The 13,809-nt window shown below is 61.4% G+C and carries 16 protein-coding genes and 1 tRNA gene; 10 read left to right on the top strand and 7 right to left on the bottom strand.

What is annotated here, in order from left to right; all coding sequences use genetic code 11:
- Positions 1–24 precede the first annotated feature (24 nt).
- Both ACQ4MM_RS03495 and ACQ4MM_RS03490 read left to right on the top strand, forming a co-directional pair.
- A complete protein-coding gene (locus ACQ4MM_RS03495; protein ID WP_431476066.1) occupies positions 25–1,290 on the top strand; it encodes a sugar MFS transporter in 1,266 nt (421 codons plus the stop codon).
- Positions 1,277–3,700 (top strand): TIM-barrel domain-containing protein, encoded by a 2,424-nt coding sequence (locus ACQ4MM_RS03490; RefSeq protein WP_431476065.1) that lies wholly within the window; start codon positions 1,277–1,279, stop codon positions 3,698–3,700. Before ACQ4MM_RS03495 ends, ACQ4MM_RS03490 begins: the two co-directional genes overlap by 14 nt.
- Before the next feature lie 9 nt (positions 3,701–3,709).
- Here the strand turns inward: ACQ4MM_RS03490 and ACQ4MM_RS03485 are convergent.
- A tRNA-Pro gene (locus ACQ4MM_RS03485) sits at positions 3,710–3,786 on the bottom strand.
- Between the two features lie 92 nt (positions 3,787–3,878).
- On the opposite strand from ACQ4MM_RS03485, the gene arsC reads away from it, so the two are divergent.
- Both arsC and ACQ4MM_RS03475 read left to right on the top strand, forming a co-directional pair.
- Positions 3,879–4,226: an arsenate reductase (glutaredoxin) gene (gene arsC / locus ACQ4MM_RS03480; protein WP_431476064.1), complete on the top strand. Its 348-nt coding sequence runs from the start codon at positions 3,879–3,881 to the stop codon at positions 4,224–4,226.
- Positions 4,227–5,036 carry a hypothetical protein gene (locus ACQ4MM_RS03475; protein WP_431476063.1) on the top strand — a complete coding sequence of 270 codons (810 nt, stop codon included), beginning with the start codon at positions 4,227–4,229 and terminating at the stop codon, positions 5,034–5,036.
- Positions 5,037–5,068: 32 nt separating this feature from the next.
- On the opposite strand, the gene ispB is transcribed toward ACQ4MM_RS03475, so the two are convergent.
- A complete protein-coding gene (ispB, locus tag ACQ4MM_RS03470; protein ID WP_431476062.1) occupies positions 5,069–6,019 on the bottom strand; it encodes an octaprenyl diphosphate synthase in 951 nt (316 codons plus the stop codon).
- A gap of 228 nt (positions 6,020–6,247) precedes the next feature.
- Here ispB and rplU point away from each other — a divergent pair, with 228 nt between their 5' ends.
- The 4 genes from rplU to proB all read left to right on the top strand — a co-directional run bounded on the left by rplU (position 6,248) and on the right by proB (position 9,653).
- Positions 6,248–6,559, top strand: coding sequence for a 50S ribosomal protein L21 (rplU, locus tag ACQ4MM_RS03465; protein ID WP_055933037.1), 312 nt, complete (start codon positions 6,248–6,250; stop codon positions 6,557–6,559).
- A gap of 43 nt (positions 6,560–6,602) precedes the next feature.
- Positions 6,603–6,863 (top strand): 50S ribosomal protein L27, encoded by a 261-nt coding sequence (gene rpmA / locus ACQ4MM_RS03460; protein ID WP_431476061.1) that lies wholly within the window; start codon positions 6,603–6,605, stop codon positions 6,861–6,863.
- A gap of 425 nt (positions 6,864–7,288) precedes the next feature.
- The gene (gene obgE / locus ACQ4MM_RS03455) at positions 7,289–8,398 is read left to right on the top strand and encodes a GTPase ObgE (RefSeq protein WP_431476060.1); all 1,110 of its coding nucleotides are present in this window, start codon (positions 7,289–7,291) and stop codon (positions 8,396–8,398) included.
- Between the two features lie 136 nt (positions 8,399–8,534).
- A complete protein-coding gene (gene proB / locus ACQ4MM_RS03450) occupies positions 8,535–9,653 on the top strand; it encodes a glutamate 5-kinase (protein ID WP_431476059.1) in 1,119 nt (372 codons plus the stop codon).
- A 78-nt stretch (positions 9,654–9,731) separates the two neighbouring features.
- Here the strand turns inward: proB and nth are convergent, their stop codons facing one another.
- Both nth and rsxB read right to left on the bottom strand, forming a co-directional pair.
- A complete protein-coding gene (gene nth, locus ACQ4MM_RS03445; protein ID WP_431476058.1) occupies positions 9,732–10,379 on the bottom strand; it encodes an endonuclease III in 648 nt (215 codons plus the stop codon).
- Positions 10,376–11,053: an electron transport complex subunit RsxB gene (gene rsxB / locus ACQ4MM_RS03440; protein ID WP_431476057.1), complete on the bottom strand. Its 678-nt coding sequence runs from the start codon at positions 11,051–11,053 to the stop codon at positions 10,376–10,378. Before rsxB ends, nth begins: the two co-directional genes overlap by 4 nt.
- Before the next feature lie 115 nt (positions 11,054–11,168).
- Here rsxB and ACQ4MM_RS03435 point away from each other — a divergent pair, with 115 nt between their 5' ends.
- A complete protein-coding gene (locus ACQ4MM_RS03435) occupies positions 11,169–11,945 on the top strand; it encodes a substrate-binding periplasmic protein (protein ID WP_431476056.1) in 777 nt (258 codons plus the stop codon).
- 77 nt (positions 11,946–12,022) lie between these two features.
- Positions 12,023–12,628, top strand: coding sequence for a DOPA 4,5-dioxygenase family protein (locus ACQ4MM_RS03430; protein WP_431476055.1), 606 nt, complete (start codon positions 12,023–12,025; stop codon positions 12,626–12,628).
- Here the strand turns inward: ACQ4MM_RS03430 and ACQ4MM_RS03425 are convergent.
- The 3 genes from ACQ4MM_RS03425 to ACQ4MM_RS03415 are packed head-to-tail and all read right to left on the bottom strand — an operon-like array spanning position 12,625 to position 13,779.
- On the bottom strand, positions 12,625–13,041 hold the full coding sequence (locus tag ACQ4MM_RS03425) for a DUF6691 family protein (RefSeq protein WP_431476054.1): 417 nt from the start codon (positions 13,039–13,041) through the stop codon (positions 12,625–12,627). The two genes, ACQ4MM_RS03430 and ACQ4MM_RS03425, sit on opposite strands and share 4 nt — an antisense overlap.
- On the bottom strand, positions 13,038–13,469 hold the full coding sequence (locus tag ACQ4MM_RS03420) for a YeeE/YedE family protein (protein WP_431476053.1): 432 nt from the start codon (positions 13,467–13,469) through the stop codon (positions 13,038–13,040). The genes ACQ4MM_RS03425 and ACQ4MM_RS03420 overlap by 4 nt, the downstream gene beginning before the upstream one ends.
- Before the next feature lie 4 nt (positions 13,470–13,473).
- Positions 13,474–13,779, bottom strand: coding sequence for a metalloregulator ArsR/SmtB family transcription factor (locus tag ACQ4MM_RS03415; RefSeq protein WP_431476052.1), 306 nt, complete (start codon positions 13,777–13,779; stop codon positions 13,474–13,476).
- Between the last annotated feature and the right edge of the window lie 30 nt (positions 13,780–13,809).

Below are 13,809 nucleotides of genomic sequence, written 5' to 3'. Positions count from 1 at the left end.
ATATAAAGAATTGAGGAGATAATCATGGCATCCATGGCACCCAACACCACGCCGGCTGCGCCGCCACAAGCGTCAGGCGGCGCACAGAACGGAACCAACACCAGCGCGTTGGTCATCGTCACATTGCTGTTTTTCATGTGGGGTTTGATTACCTCGCTGAACGACGTGCTGATTCCGCACCTGAAGGCGATCTACACGCTGTCCTACTTCCAGGCGATGCTGGTGCAGCTTTGCTTCTTCGGCGCCTACTTCATCGTGTCGCTGCCGGCGGGCGCCCTGATTCGCCGCATTGGATACCAGAAGGGCGCGGTAACCGGCCTGCTGATTGCAGCCGGTGGCTGCGTACTGTTCTACCCGGCCTCGTTCGGCGGCTACGGCTTGTTCCTGTTTGCCTTCTTCGTGCTGGCATCGGGCATCACCGTGCTGCAGGTTGCCGCCAATCCGTATGTCACCGTGCTCGGTCCGCCGCGCACGGCATCCAGCCGCCTGAACCTGACGCAGGCCTTCAACTCCCTCGGCACCACCATCGGCCCGGCCATTGGCGGCTTGCTGATCCTGTCGACGGCCGGCGCCGCGGTGGGGGCCGTTGCCGATGCGGCCACCGTGCGTGGCCCTTACCTCGCACTGGCCGGTGCGCTGGCACTCCTGGCCGTGCTGTTCTTCTTCGCCAGACTGCCGCAGATCGCCGATAGCGAAGACGTTTCGCTGGCGGGCGAGGGGCATGGTTCGGCCTGGGCCCACCGCCACCTGGTGCTGGGCGCAATCGGCATCTTCCTGTACGTCGGCGCGGAAGTCAGCATCGGCAGCTTCCTGATCAACTTCCTCGGCGAATCGCATATTGCGGGCCTGGCGCATGCCGACGCGGCAAGCTATGTGAGCATCTATTGGGGCGGCGCCATGGTTGGCCGTTTCATCGGTTTCGTCGTGATGCGCGTGGCGAGCCCGGGCAAGACGCTGGCCGTCAACTCGTTGGTGGCGATCGCCCTGGTGCTGGCGGCGACCTTTGCCAAGGGCAGCGTGGCCATGTGGGCGATCCTCGCGGTGGGCCTGTGCAACTCGATCATGTTCCCGACCATTTTCAGCATGGCGCTGCACGGTCTTGGCAAGTACACCGGGCAGGGCTCTGGCATCCTGTGCATGGCTATTGTCGGCGGTGCGCTGGTGCCGTTCGCACAAGGCGCGCTGGCAGATGCCATCGGCGTGCAGGCATCGTTCATGCTGCCTGCCGCCTGCTACGCCTTCATACTCTATTTCGGCGCGAAGTACTCGTCCATGTATGCGGCCCAGTAGTGTCGTAGCGGTTTTCGCGCTGTGTGCAGCCGGCGCGCTGCACGCGGAAACCGTCGACCGCATGGTGCTGTCGCGCGGCGGCGTGGTGCTTGAAGTATCGGCGCCGGCCAGCGGCATCGTGCGCATCCGCATGGGACGCGAAAAATTACCGGAAGATGCTTCATGGGCGGTACCGGCCGCAACACGCAACGCCCGGTTGCCGATGAAAGTCACGCGCAACGGCGATACGGTGCAAGTGGCCGCTGCGGATATCGGCGCTCGCATCGACCTGCGCACCTTGCGAACAGACGTTTTGGATGGCGGCGGCAAGCTGCTGTTGGCTGACCTTGCCGGCCGCAACGCGATATCGCCGCTAGGCGGCTTCCGTATGCGCGGCCGCATGAGCGGCGACGACCATATCTTCGGTTTGGGCGACAAGACCGGCACCTTCGACCGCAAGGGAGGTGCCTACACCATGTGGAATTCGGACACCTACAAGTTCACGCAGGCGACCGATCCGCTATACAAAACGATTCCGTTCTTCATGACGGTGAGCGACCGTGGCCAGGCCTACGGAATGTTCCTCGACAATACCTGGCGCACCACCTTCGATTTCGGCAAATCTGAACGCGGCGTGCTGTCGATCAGAGGCGAGGGCGGCCCGGTCGACTATTACGTGATGGCCGGGCCGGCGCCGAAGGACGTGCTGCAGCAATACGCGCACTTGACCGGTGCTGCGCCGTTGATGCCGCAATGGGCGCTGGGCTTCCAGCAATCCAAGTGGAGCTATAAGAGCGATGCCGAAGTGCGCGCGATCGCGCAGCGCCTGCGCAGCGAACGCATTCCGTCCGATGTGATCTACATGGACATCGATTACCAGGACCGCTCGCGTCCCTTCACCGTCAACCGTACTGCCTTTCCGGACTTGCGTCAGCTTGCAACAGAGCTGCGCGGGCAGGGCGTCCGCCTGGTTCTGATAACGGACCCGCATATCGCCAACGCGCCGGGGCAGGGCTACGCGGCTTACGACAGCGGTGCCGCACAAGACGTTTTCCTGAAGCTTCCGGGCGGCCGGTACTACTCGGGCGATGTGTGGCCCGGCGCAGCGGTGTTCCCCGACTTCAGCCGCGCCCGGGCCCGACGCTGGTGGGGCGATCTGTATGCGGGATTCCTGGACGACGGTGTGGCGGGCTTCTGGAACGATATGAATGAGCCGTCCATCTTCAACGTGCCAAGCAAGACTATGCCGCTTGACGTTGTGCACCGGATCGAGAGCGACGACTTCGCACCGCGCAGCACGAACCATGCTGAGATGCACAACGTCTACGGCCAGCTCAATTCGCGCGCCACGTATGAAGGCTTGACGCGGCTACAGCCCGACGTGAGGCCATTCGTGCTGACCCGTGCTACCTATGCCGGTGGCCAGCGCTACGCCGCGACATGGACCGGCGACAACGTATCGAGCTGGCAGCATCTCAAGATGGGCGTGCAGCAGCTGGTCAATCTTGGCTTGAGCGGCTTCTCTTATTCCGGCAATGACGTTGGAGGCTACGCCGGCGAACGTCCGTCACCAGAATTGCTGACGCGCTGGTTCCAGCTTGGCGCCTTCATGCCGCTATTCCGCGCCCATGCGGAAACCGGCCGGTCCGATCAGGAGCCATGGGTGGGCGACGCTGCTCAGGTCGAGATTCGCCGCCGCTTCATATCGGAACGCTACCGGCTGATGCCTTACCTGTATGCCGCTGCAGAAGTGAACAGCCGCACCGGCATTCCCATGCTGCGGCCCGTCTTCCTCAATTTCCCCGCAGTGCTGGCGAATGGCGACCGGCTTGGCGGATCGGAGGACCAGTTCATGGTGGGCGGCGACCTGTTGGTGGCGCCATCGCCGACGCTGGAGTCTCCTGGCGACTACAACGTGGAACTGCCCGACAAGGGATGGTATGACTACTGGACCGGGCGGCGCCTGGACGGCAAAAGCCAGACTGTCAAGCCGGATATCGCCCAGTTGCCGGTCTACGTGCGCCCCGGCGCGATTATTCCGAAGCAGCCGCTGGTTCAAAGTACTGCCTTCGTGCCTGAGGGGCGGTTGGAACTCCACGTCTATCCGGGCGCGGACTGCCATGGCGGCCTCTATGGCGACGATGGCGTCAGCCTGGCCTTCCAGCGCGGCAGCTTCCTGCGCCAACGCATTCGCTGTGAGGAATCGCCATCCAGCCTGAAAATACTGTTCGAGCAGCGCGAGGGAAGCTGGAAGCCATGGTGGAACGGCCTGACGCTCCACATTCATGGTTGGTCGTCGGCGACGCCACCACAAGCACGTATCGCCGGCACCACGCTTTCCGCGTCGGTGGAGCGGGAGCAAAGCGCAGCCGTAATTCTGGCGCCGGACATCGCCAGCGGGACAATTGAGATCAATCCAGGTGCGGACTAGTTAAGAATCTGGTCGGGGTGAGAGGATTCGAACCTCCGGCCTCTACGTCCCGAACGTAGCGCTCTACCGGGCTAAGCTACACCCCGACGGTGTGAATTAATTTTACCCATAATTTTGTGGATTTATCAACACCTTTGCAGGTGCTATAGTGCGGCTTTGGATTAACTTCATTTGCACCATGGGAATCACCATTTATCACAACAACTCATGCAGCAATTCGCGTGGCGCGCTGGCGCTGATCCGCGAGGCGGGCATTGAGCCGGAAATCGTCGAATACCTGAAGGCGCCGCCATCGCGCGAAGTGCTGGTCGACCTGATTGCGCGAGCCGGGTTGACGGCGCGCGGCGCCATGCGCAACAAGGGAGAGCTGTACGACCAGCTTGGCCTGGGCGATGAGTCGCTGTCGGAAGATAAGCTGGTCGACGCCATGATGGCCCATCCGGAATTGATCAACCGTCCCTTCGTGGTGACGGACAAGGGTGTGCGCCTGTGCCGCCCGCCGGAAACGGTCAAAGAGATCCTCTAAGTGCACAAAGCCTTCGCTACCACTTTGCTTGCGCTGGCCGCCAGTGCGCATGCCGACACTTCGGAATGTGAGATCCACAAGCTGGCCACGTTCCCGTTCCCGCATCGACCGACGGCGGAGCAGGCCGCGGCACTGAAGGACTGCGACGCAGACAAGCTGTATTACGGCATTGGCGTGCACTTCGATTATGTGAGAGCGCGGCACTGCGCCTTTGCGACCGACAGGCAGGATATCCTGATGATGCTGTACGCGAATGGCCTGGGCGGGCCACGCAACTATGCGGTGGCGAAGATGGCTGCCTGCCGTTCCGAACCCACCGAGATCGAAGCACGCCTGGCCAGGCTGGCACGTATGCAAACCGGTAAGGAAGGGCCGTCGCCGAAGATCGATATGTGCGATGACGCGGCAAACAGCCACCTGCTGTCGCGCTGCGCTGCGATCAAGCTGGAATTGAGCGACCAGGAACGTAACGCACGCATTGACACCATCTCGGCGCGTTGGAGCGATGCCGACAAGGCCGCGCTGCTGTCGGTGCGGCGCCATGCGGTTGACACGGCGCAGGTTGAGGAGATCCTCAGCTCGCTGTTGGAGTTCGAAGCCGGAAAGCTGCCGTCCTTCACAATGGAAGATGCCGCCGCTGCCGAGCGTGAAATGAGCCAGATGAAAATCCCGCCTGACCGGCAGCGTAGCTGGCTGGCCTACCGCGATGCATGGCTGGCGCTGGGCAAGCTGCGTTACCCTTCGGCCGCGCCGCATGCCTGGAAGGCCTACTTCGCCAAAAGGCGCATTGCCGCAATCAAAACGCAGTAAGAAAATAGGCGCCGATTTCGGCGCCTTGTTCTTTAGTGGCTGCGGTCCACTGAGAAGCGGGCCAACTGCAGCAGGGATTGTTTGTAGACGCCGTCCGGCATGCCGGCAATCGCATCGATGGCGCGCTGCGCGGCCACTTGGGCGGCGCGGCGGGTGTAATCCAGGGCTCCACTATTGGTGATGGCGGCCAGGATGGTGTCGAAGTGCTGCTCGTCGCCGTTCTCGATGCAGGAGCGGACCAGAGCACGCTGCTCCTCGGTGCCGTTTTCCATCAGCCAGATCAGCGGCAGGGTAGGTTTGCCTTCGCGCAGGTCGTCACCCACGTTCTTGCCGATTTCTTCCGCATCGCCGGCGTAATCCAGCACGTCGTCGATCAGTTGGAAGGCAGTGCCCAGCGAGCGGCCGTATTCGCCGGCCGCGTCGATGTCGGCGTCCGACGCACCTGCCACCAGCGCCCCCAGTTCCGCTGCCGCCTCAAACAACTTGGCGGTCTTGGAACGGATCACCTGCAGGTAGCTTTCTTCGCTCACGTCCGGGTCGTGCATATTCAGCAACTGCAGCACTTCGCCCTCGGCGATCACGTTGGTCGCATCGGACAGGATCTGCATCACGCGCATGGAATCCAGCGACACCATCATCTGGAAGGCGCGGGAGTAGAGGAAGTCGCCCACCAGGACCGAAGCCGCATTGCCGAACAGCGCATTGGCAGTCTGGCGGCCGCGGCGCATTGACGATTCATCAACAACGTCATCGTGCAGCAGGGTCGCGGTGTGGATAAATTCCACCACGGCGGCCAGTTCATGGTGGCCGACGCCTTTATAGCTATAGGCATTCGCTACCAGCAGGACCAGGACTGGTCGGATTCGCTTGCCGCCCGCGCTGATGATATATTCAGCAATCTGGTTGACCAGCGCCACTTCCGAGTGGAGGCGCTGGCGGATCACCGAATTGACCGCGTCCATATCGGCGGCAATGGTGCTCATGATGTTGTTCTGGGCGTTGTTCGACAAGGCAAACCTACTGGTAAGGTTGGTAAGAGTGCCGCGATTATACGTTACTCGTTGCCCACATACCACGTGGGCCGCCCGCCGACAATACCTTTTGACCCGTTTCCCGAAACTATGTATAATCGGCGGTTCCCCGGCTTTCGCCTTGTTGTTTTTGGGCGTCGAGCAAGGGAGACTTATTAACAATCCAAGAGGTTTCCAATCATGTACGCGGTCATAAAAACCGGTGGCAAACAATACAAAGTTGCTGCTGGCGAAAAAATTAAAGTAGAACAGTTGCCGGCTGACATTGGTTCCGAAATCACTATCGACCAGGTCCTCGCCGTTGGCGCGGGCGACAGCATCAAGTTTGGTGCTCCACTGGTTGCAGGTGCATCGGTTCTGGTGAAAGTAGTCGCACAAGGTCGTCACGACAAGGTACGTATCTTCAAGATGCGTCGTCGTAAGCACTACCAGAAGCGTCAAGGCCATCGCCAAAACTTCACCGAAATCCAAATCGTTTCGATCAACGGCTAATCGCTGTTCATCAAGACTCACCGAGCTATCAAGGAGTAACTAAATGGCACACAAAAAAGGCGGCGGTACTACCCGCAACGGTCGCGACTCTGAATCAAAACGCCTTGGCGTTAAAGTGTACGGCGGCCAGACCATCAATGCTGGTGGCATCATCATCCGTCAACGCGGCACCCCAGTGTCCGCTGGCGAAGGCGTCGGTACCGGTAAGGACCACACCCTGTTCGCACTGGTGGACGGCGTTGTGAAGTTCGTGACCAAGGGTCCGGAAAGCAAGAAGTACGTTACCGTCGTAGCTGCTGCTTAATACAGCAAATACAGGTACAGTAAGGCGAAAGCCTTCTATCAAAAGGCTCTGCCAGTGGTAGGGCCTTTTTGGTTTTTTAAGGTGGTTCACATTGACGTCCCCTCCGCCATGAAGGCCGGAGATTCCTGCAGCCAGCGTCGCACGTCCGCGACGGAGAATGATCTAGTTCATTCTCTAATTCCCAGTCCTGCGATACCTTTCGGCCTCGCGTTGTGAATGTGTCCAATGCGAGCAGAAATGGGGAAACGTTACAGCTTTCTGCGCTAGCATAAGGCAGTAGGCCAACCAGAATTTTGCTGTAAATAGATACAGTATTTTTGCCGACTGGCGCACGCTAGCCCAAAACGGGACACTGGCCAATCGATGCGCACCCGGCTTATCTCACACCTTGCCCTGTAGGGCGAGGTTATTCGGAGTACTACCAGATGAAGTTTATTGACGAAGCACGAATCGAAGTCATCGCCGGCAGCGGCGGTAACGGTTGCGCCTCTTTTTGCCGTGAAAAATTCCGTCCGTTCGGCGGCCCTGATGGCGGCGACGGCGGCAAGGGCGGCAGCATCTGGGCGGTAGCCGACCGTAACGTCAATACGCTGGTGGACTATCGCTATTCCAAGATGCACCGTGCCGGCAACGGCGAATCCGGCCGCGGCTCCGATTGCTACGGCAAGGGTGCGGACGACATCTTCCTGCGTATGCCGGTCGGTACCCTGGTGATTGACGAAGTGTCGGGTGAAATCATCGCCGACATGACCGAGCACGGCCAGATGGAACTGCTGGCCAAAGGCGGCGAGGGCGGTTGGGGCAATATCCACTTCAAGACCTCGACCAACCGCGCACCGCGCCAGAAGACCGACGGCAAAGACGGCGAACGCCGCGAGCTGCGCCTGGAACTGAAGGTGCTGGCCGACGTTGGCCTGCTGGGCATGCCGAATGCCGGCAAATCGACCTTCATCACCGCCGTGTCGAATGCCCGTCCGAAGATCGCCGATTACCCGTTCACCACCCTGCACCCGAACCTGGGCGTGGTGCGTGTGTCGCACGAAAAGTCGTTCGTGATCGCGGACATTCCTGGCCTGATCGAAGGCGCTTCTGAAGGTGCGGGCCTGGGCCACCAGTTCCTGCGCCACCTGTCGCGCACCGGCCTGCTGCTGCACATCGTCGACCTGGCGCCGTTCGAGGCGACTGTCGATCCTGTGAAGGAAGCCAAGGCCCTGGTCAAGGAACTGCAGAAGTACGATCCAGCGCTGGGCGACAAGCCGCGCTGGCTGGTGCTGAACAAGCTGGACGTAGTCCCGGAAGAAGAACGCGCCAAGAAGGTCAAGGACTTCGTCAAGAAGTTCGGCTTCAAGGGGCCTGTGTTCGAGATCTCCGCGCTGTCCCACGAAGGCACGCAGGAACTGGTCAACGCCATCTACCTGCACCTTGAGCAGCAGCGCTACTCCGAGCAGCGCGCGGAAGAAGTGCAGATGACCGAAGAAGCCCGCGGCATCTCCTCCATCGACCCGGATGACCCACGCTTCAAAGTTCTCGATTAAAATCGAGGATACCTCTTATCTTTGCCGCCCCTGCTAACCGCGGGGGCGCGCACTGTCTGCGGCAAGCCGGCATCATCGTGCCCGGCGCATCACCAGAAGTTTCGCCACCTTTTGTTTGAGAAGACTTTGCCGTCCTATGAATTCGCTTATCCAGAACTCCACCCGCATTATCATCAAAGTGGGCTCTTCGCTCGTCACCAATGACGGCCGTGGGCTCGATCATGCCGCTATTGCCCGCTGGGCCTCACAGATTTCCGCCCTGCGTGCAATGGGCAAGGAAGTTGTGCTGGTCAGCTCCGGCGCCGTAGCCGAAGGCATGCTGCGCCTGGGCTTCGACAAGCGACCGACGGACATACACGAACTTCAGGCATGCGCCGCCGTGGGCCAGATGGGGCTTGCGCAGATTTACGAAACCAGCTTCCGCGAGCACAGCATCGGCACCGCGCAAGTCCTGCTGACCCACGCCGACCTGGCCGACCGCGAACGCTACCTGAACGCGCGCTCCACGCTGACCACCTTGCTGCGCCTGGGCGTGGTCCCGATCATCAACGAGAACGACACCGTCGTCACCGACGAAATCAAGTTCGGCGACAACGACACCTTGGGCGCCCTGGTGGCCAACCTGATTGAAGCCGATGCGCTGATCATCCTGACCGACCAGCGCGGCCTGTTCAGCGCCGACCCCCGCAAGGACCCGGCGGCATACCTGATCACCCACGGCCGCGCCGGCGATCCGGCACTGGAAGCCATGGCTGGCGGCGCCGGTTCCTCGCTGGGGCGCGGCGGCATGCTGACCAAGATCCTGGCCGCCAAGCGCGCCGCCAAATCCGGCGCGCATACCGTGATCGCCTTCGGCCGCGAAGCCGACGTGCTGACCCGCCTGGCGGGCGGCGAGAGCATCGGCACCGAACTGTCCGCACAAACCGGCCACCTTACGGCGCGCAAGCAATGGATGGCGGACCACCTGCACACCGCAGGCCAGGTCGTGCTGGATGCGGGCGCGGTGCAGAAACTGGCGAAAGAGGGCAAGTCGTTACTGCCGATCGGCGTGATTGAAGTGCACGGCGAATTCGGCCGCGGCGCGGTGATCACCTGCATCGGTGAAGACGGTCACGCCATCGCACGCGGCATCAGCAACTACACCAGCGCCGAAACCCGCCGTATCAAGCGCAAGCCTTCCGCCGAGATCGAGGCGATCCTCGGCTACGTCGAAGGGCATGAGCTGATTCACCGCGACAATATGGTTTTGCTCTAAACCGGTAAACCAGGGTCAGGCCCAAGGGGCAGACCCGCCTGTTCCATGGCCTGCGGCTTCGGCCGGGGTTACCGGTTTTCAGGCGTCGGCGGGGGCGGGCGTCTTGCCCTTGAATTCGCACAGCTCGGCGATGATGCAGTTCCAGCACTTCGGCTTGCGTGCCACGCAGGTGTAGCGGCCGTGCAGGATCAGCCAGTGGTGCGCATCCATCAGGAATTCCTTCGGCACGAACTTCATCAGCTTCTGTTCGACGATATCCACGTTCTTGCCCGGTGCGATGCCGGTGCGGTTGGAGACGCGGAAGATATGGGTGTCGACTGCCATCGCGATCTGCCGGAAGGCTGTATTCAGCACCACATTGGCGGTCTTGCGGCCCACGCCCGGCAACTGCTCCAGTTCTTCGCGCGTCTGCGGCACTTCGCCGCCGTACTGGTCCACCAGGATCTGGCAGGTGGCGATCACGTTCTTGGCCTTGGTCTTGTACAGGCCGATGGTGCGGATGTATTCGGTCAGCTCGTCGAGCCCGAGGTCCAGGATTGCCTGCGGCGTGTTCGCCACCGGATACAGCTTGCGCGTGGCCTTGTTCACCCCCACGTCGGTCGCTTGCGCCGATAGCAGCACGGCGATCAGCAATTCAAAGGGCGTCGTGTATTCCAGCTCGGTTTCAGGGTTCGGATTGGCTTCGCGCAGGCGGGTGAAGATCTCTAGTCGTTTTGCTGGATTCATTTGTCTTGGCTGCCTTCACCCCGTTGGCGGGCGCGCGCCATGGCGGCGGCAATGATCTGGCGCTTGCGTTCTTTCTCGGCTGCTTCGGCGTCATTCTCCGGGGCGAGACGCTCCACCGCGGCGGCTTTCGCATGGGCCTTGGCGGCCAGGCGTGCGTCGTTCTCTTCGCGTTCGCGGATCAGGCGCGCCAGGCGGAAGTCGTGGCGGTCGCGCGCCTCGTCGGCCTGCGGCTGCGTCCAGGCATCCCAGCCGGTGGTCTCGGTTACCGGGTACATGACGATGCAGTCGACCGGGCAGGCCGGCACGCACAGGTCGCAGCCGGTGCAGTCTTCCGGAATGATCGTGTGCATCTGCTTGGCCGCGCCCATGATCGCATCGACCGGGCAGGCCTGGATGCACAGCGTGCAGCCGATGCAAAGCGACTCGTCGATGAAGGCCACCGCGCGCGGGCGCTCGAAGCCATTGACGGGATTCAGGGGAATGACGGGACGCCCGGTAACGCTGGATAAACGGCGGATACCTTCCGCGCCGCCGGGCGGGCACTGGTTGATGTTCGCTTCACCGGACGCAATCGCTTCCGCATACGGTCGGCAACCCTTGTAGCTGCACTTCGTGCATTGGGTTTGCGGCAGCACGTCCTCGATGCGGTCGGCCAGGGTCTTTGGTTCAGTCACGGTCAGAGGCGATACGGTAAAGCGCTATTATCCAATATCTGCGCTGCCTTTGCGGAAGTTGCTTCATATCAACTTCCATGGGATCATTACTCCTCTTTACATAAGGCGGGGAACCATGCGTGTTGTGCAGGTGATCGGTTGGGGGCTTGGCTTGCTGCTTGGATGGCAAGGCAGCGCTGTCGCCGGTTCCGCAGTGCGGCTCGCATCGGACGAATGGCCGCCGTTCGTATCGGCCTCCTTGCCTGAAAATGGCGTTGCCGGCGCCTTTTCGTTGGCCGTGTTCGCGCGCATCGGAAGTACTGCCAGCATCGATTTTTATCCCTGGAAGCGTACCCTTGAAGTGGGGATGAACGACCCGCGCTATGCCGGCCTGCTGGCCGTCTGGCGCACGCCGCAGCGCGAAACGCAATGCCACTTCTCCACACCGATCGGCAGCACCGTCAATGTGCTGGCGTATTTGAAGGAAGCGCCCGTTGTCGCCTCCACCATGCGCGAGCTGCGTGGGGCCAGCATCGGCACGGTAGCCGGGTATTCAAATGGCGAAGAGTTTGATGGCCTGGTGCGGCGCGGCGTACTGCATGTGCAGGAGAGCGTCAACGACGAGACCAACTTGCGCAAGCTTCTCAGCAAACGTTTTGATGCGATGGTGGTCGAAAAGCGCGTGCTGCGCCATTTGCTCGCCGGCCCACACTTCACTCGCGCCGAGCGCGAACGCATTACTTTCTCCGATAACCTGTTCCACGAGCGCACAGTGCACATCTGCTTCCAGCGCACCGCCGCCGGCCAGGCGCAGCAACGCGCCTTCAACGAAGCGGCCCGCGACATCGACCTTCCCAAATTCGAACGCGACTACCTGCGCCGCCTCGACACCGACCGTCCCACGGTCAATTAAGCAATAAGGTCATACGAAAGTATTCGTTGGCCCCATCGCGCGCCGCACTTACGCTGGCGCCTTCGATGGAGGAATTTATGACCGATGCAGTTGACCGCCACTGGGCGGAATTGTTGTCGCCGCGCCGGCGCAATTTGCTGGCTGCGGCTGCAGGCGTCCTTGCCACGCCGGTGATGGCACAAAGCCCGTGGGGCTATGAAACCTACAAGCAAGCGACGCCGCGGCCAGACAGCCTGCGGCCTGGCGAGCAAATCCTGCCTGCCAAGCCGCGTTCGTACACAGATATCGAGAGCTATCACGCCCACATCTATTTCGACGAGGACAATTACCAGAAGGCGGCGCTGATCCGCAAATGGGTGGCGGAACGATTCAAGGTGGAGCTGGGCGACTGGAACCTGGAGCCGCGCGGCCCGCACGTCACACCGTCCTTCTATTTCGGTTTCACCAACGACCTGCTGCACGTCATCGTGCCATGGCTGCAGCTGAACAGCCTGGGGCTGACGATCCTGATCCACCCGAATACCGAAGATCCGCGTGCAGATCATCTGTACTACGCGCTGTGGGTCAATCGTTCACAGCCTGTGAATGGCTATGGCATCAGGAAGCCGGGAGCGGGCGAGCCGCGCGTCGAGCGGATATTTCCAAACACGCGGCCCAGCGTAGCGATCGAGAAGGCCGCTTAGGCCTTGCGCCGTTCGGCGAGTTCGAACACCGCCATCCCGGCCATCATGGAGATGAAAAAGATCCATGGCTTGCCGCCGCCGGTCGCCAGCGATGTGATCACCGGGCCAGGACAATAGCCGGCCAGCCCCCATCCGACGCCGAAGGCCAGGCTCCCCAGTACCAGGCGGCGATCGATGTCGCGCGCGGTCGGCAAGCTGATTGGCGCACCAAGGATGGCGCGGGTGCGCTTGCCTGCGATGTGGAAGGAGATGGTGCCCACCAGCAGCGCGCCCGCCATGACGAATGCCATCGCTGGATCCCATTTGCCGAACAGGTCAAGGAAACCCAGCACCTTGGCGGGGTTCGTCATGCCTGAGACGACCAGGCCCAAGCCGAATATCAGGCCGGCCAGCAAAGAGGTGAGCGTGCTCATAGCAGACCCCGCACCACGGCGACCGTCGCGAAACCGGCTGCCATGAAGGTGACAGTGGCAGCTAACGAGCGTGGCGAGAAGCGCGACAAACCGCAGATGCCGTGGCCACTGGTGCAGCCGGAGGCATAGCGCGTGCCGACGCCGACCATCAGGCCAGCGATCACCAGGGTGCCGACGCTGGCGTCGACCTGTGCCGCCGGCAGTACCTTGAAGGCGCCATAAAGCAGGGGAGCCGCCACCAGGCCCGCAAGGAAAGCGATGCGCCACATGGCGTCGCTGCCGGAACCCGGTTGGCGTGTAAAGGCTTGCCCTAGCAGGCCACCGACGATGCCGCTGATGCCGGCAATCCGTCCGTTAAGCAGCAGAAGCATGGCCGCTCCCAGTCCAATCATGATGCCGCCTATCAGCGGCGCGTAGTAAGCACTCATTTCCCTACTCCTTTGGACAGTAAAGTTTGTACAGCACTTGCAGTACCGCCATCGCCTCTGCACTGGCGATGCTATAAAAAATCTGTTTGCCTTCGCGCCGCGTGGCGACCAGCTCGGCGTTGCGCAGCACAGTCAATTGCTGCGAGAGGGTGGGCTGGGTGACGCCGGTCGCGGCTTCCAGTTCTCCCACGGAATGTTCGCCATCAACCAACTGGCAAAGCAGCAGCAGGCGGTCCTGGTTGGACAGGGACTTCAACAGCCCGGATGCACGGCCGGCAGCGGCCTGCAAGGCAACGGGATCAATCTTCATATTATATAAAAAAGTATAGTATATGCCGCA

The organism is Massilia eburnea (assembly GCF_050709955.1).
Taxonomy (GTDB): Bacteria; Pseudomonadota; Gammaproteobacteria; order Burkholderiales; family Burkholderiaceae_D; genus Rugamonas; species Rugamonas eburnea_A.
Note: the sequence above shows the minus strand (reverse complement) of the source record. Positions and strands in the feature narration are given on the sequence as shown.

Bases quoted from the DNA above. Each gene is read 5' to 3' on its own strand.
- proB (WP_431476059.1), top strand. From the start codon at position 8,535: ATGAATTCGCTTATCCAGAACTCCACCCGCATTATCATCAAAGTGGGC.
- ACQ4MM_RS03425 (WP_431476054.1), bottom strand. From the start codon at position 13,041: ATGAGCACGCTCACCTCTTTGCTGGCCGGCCTGATATTCGGCTTGGGC.
- ACQ4MM_RS03495 (WP_431476066.1), top strand. From the start codon at position 25: ATGGCATCCATGGCACCCAACACCACGCCGGCTGCGCCGCCACAAGCG.
- rplU (WP_055933037.1), top strand. From the start codon at position 6,248: ATGTACGCGGTCATAAAAACCGGTGGCAAACAATACAAAGTTGCTGCT.
- nth (WP_431476058.1), bottom strand. From the start codon at position 10,379: ATGAATCCAGCAAAACGACTAGAGATCTTCACCCGCCTGCGCGAAGCC.
- arsC (WP_431476064.1), top strand. From the start codon at position 3,879: ATGGGAATCACCATTTATCACAACAACTCATGCAGCAATTCGCGTGGC.
- ACQ4MM_RS03415 (WP_431476052.1), bottom strand. From the start codon at position 13,779: ATGAAGATTGATCCCGTTGCCTTGCAGGCCGCTGCCGGCCGTGCATCC.
- ispB (WP_431476062.1), bottom strand. From the start codon at position 6,019: ATGAGCACCATTGCCGCCGATATGGACGCGGTCAATTCGGTGATCCGC.
- obgE (WP_431476060.1), top strand. From the start codon at position 7,289: ATGAAGTTTATTGACGAAGCACGAATCGAAGTCATCGCCGGCAGCGGC.
- ACQ4MM_RS03435 (WP_431476056.1), top strand. From the start codon at position 11,169: ATGCGTGTTGTGCAGGTGATCGGTTGGGGGCTTGGCTTGCTGCTTGGA.
- ACQ4MM_RS03420 (WP_431476053.1), bottom strand. From the start codon at position 13,469: ATGAGTGCTTACTACGCGCCGCTGATAGGCGGCATCATGATTGGACTG.
- rpmA (WP_431476061.1), top strand. From the start codon at position 6,603: ATGGCACACAAAAAAGGCGGCGGTACTACCCGCAACGGTCGCGACTCT.
- ACQ4MM_RS03490 (WP_431476065.1), top strand. From the start codon at position 1,277: ATGCGGCCCAGTAGTGTCGTAGCGGTTTTCGCGCTGTGTGCAGCCGGC.
- ACQ4MM_RS03430 (WP_431476055.1), top strand. From the start codon at position 12,023: ATGACCGATGCAGTTGACCGCCACTGGGCGGAATTGTTGTCGCCGCGC.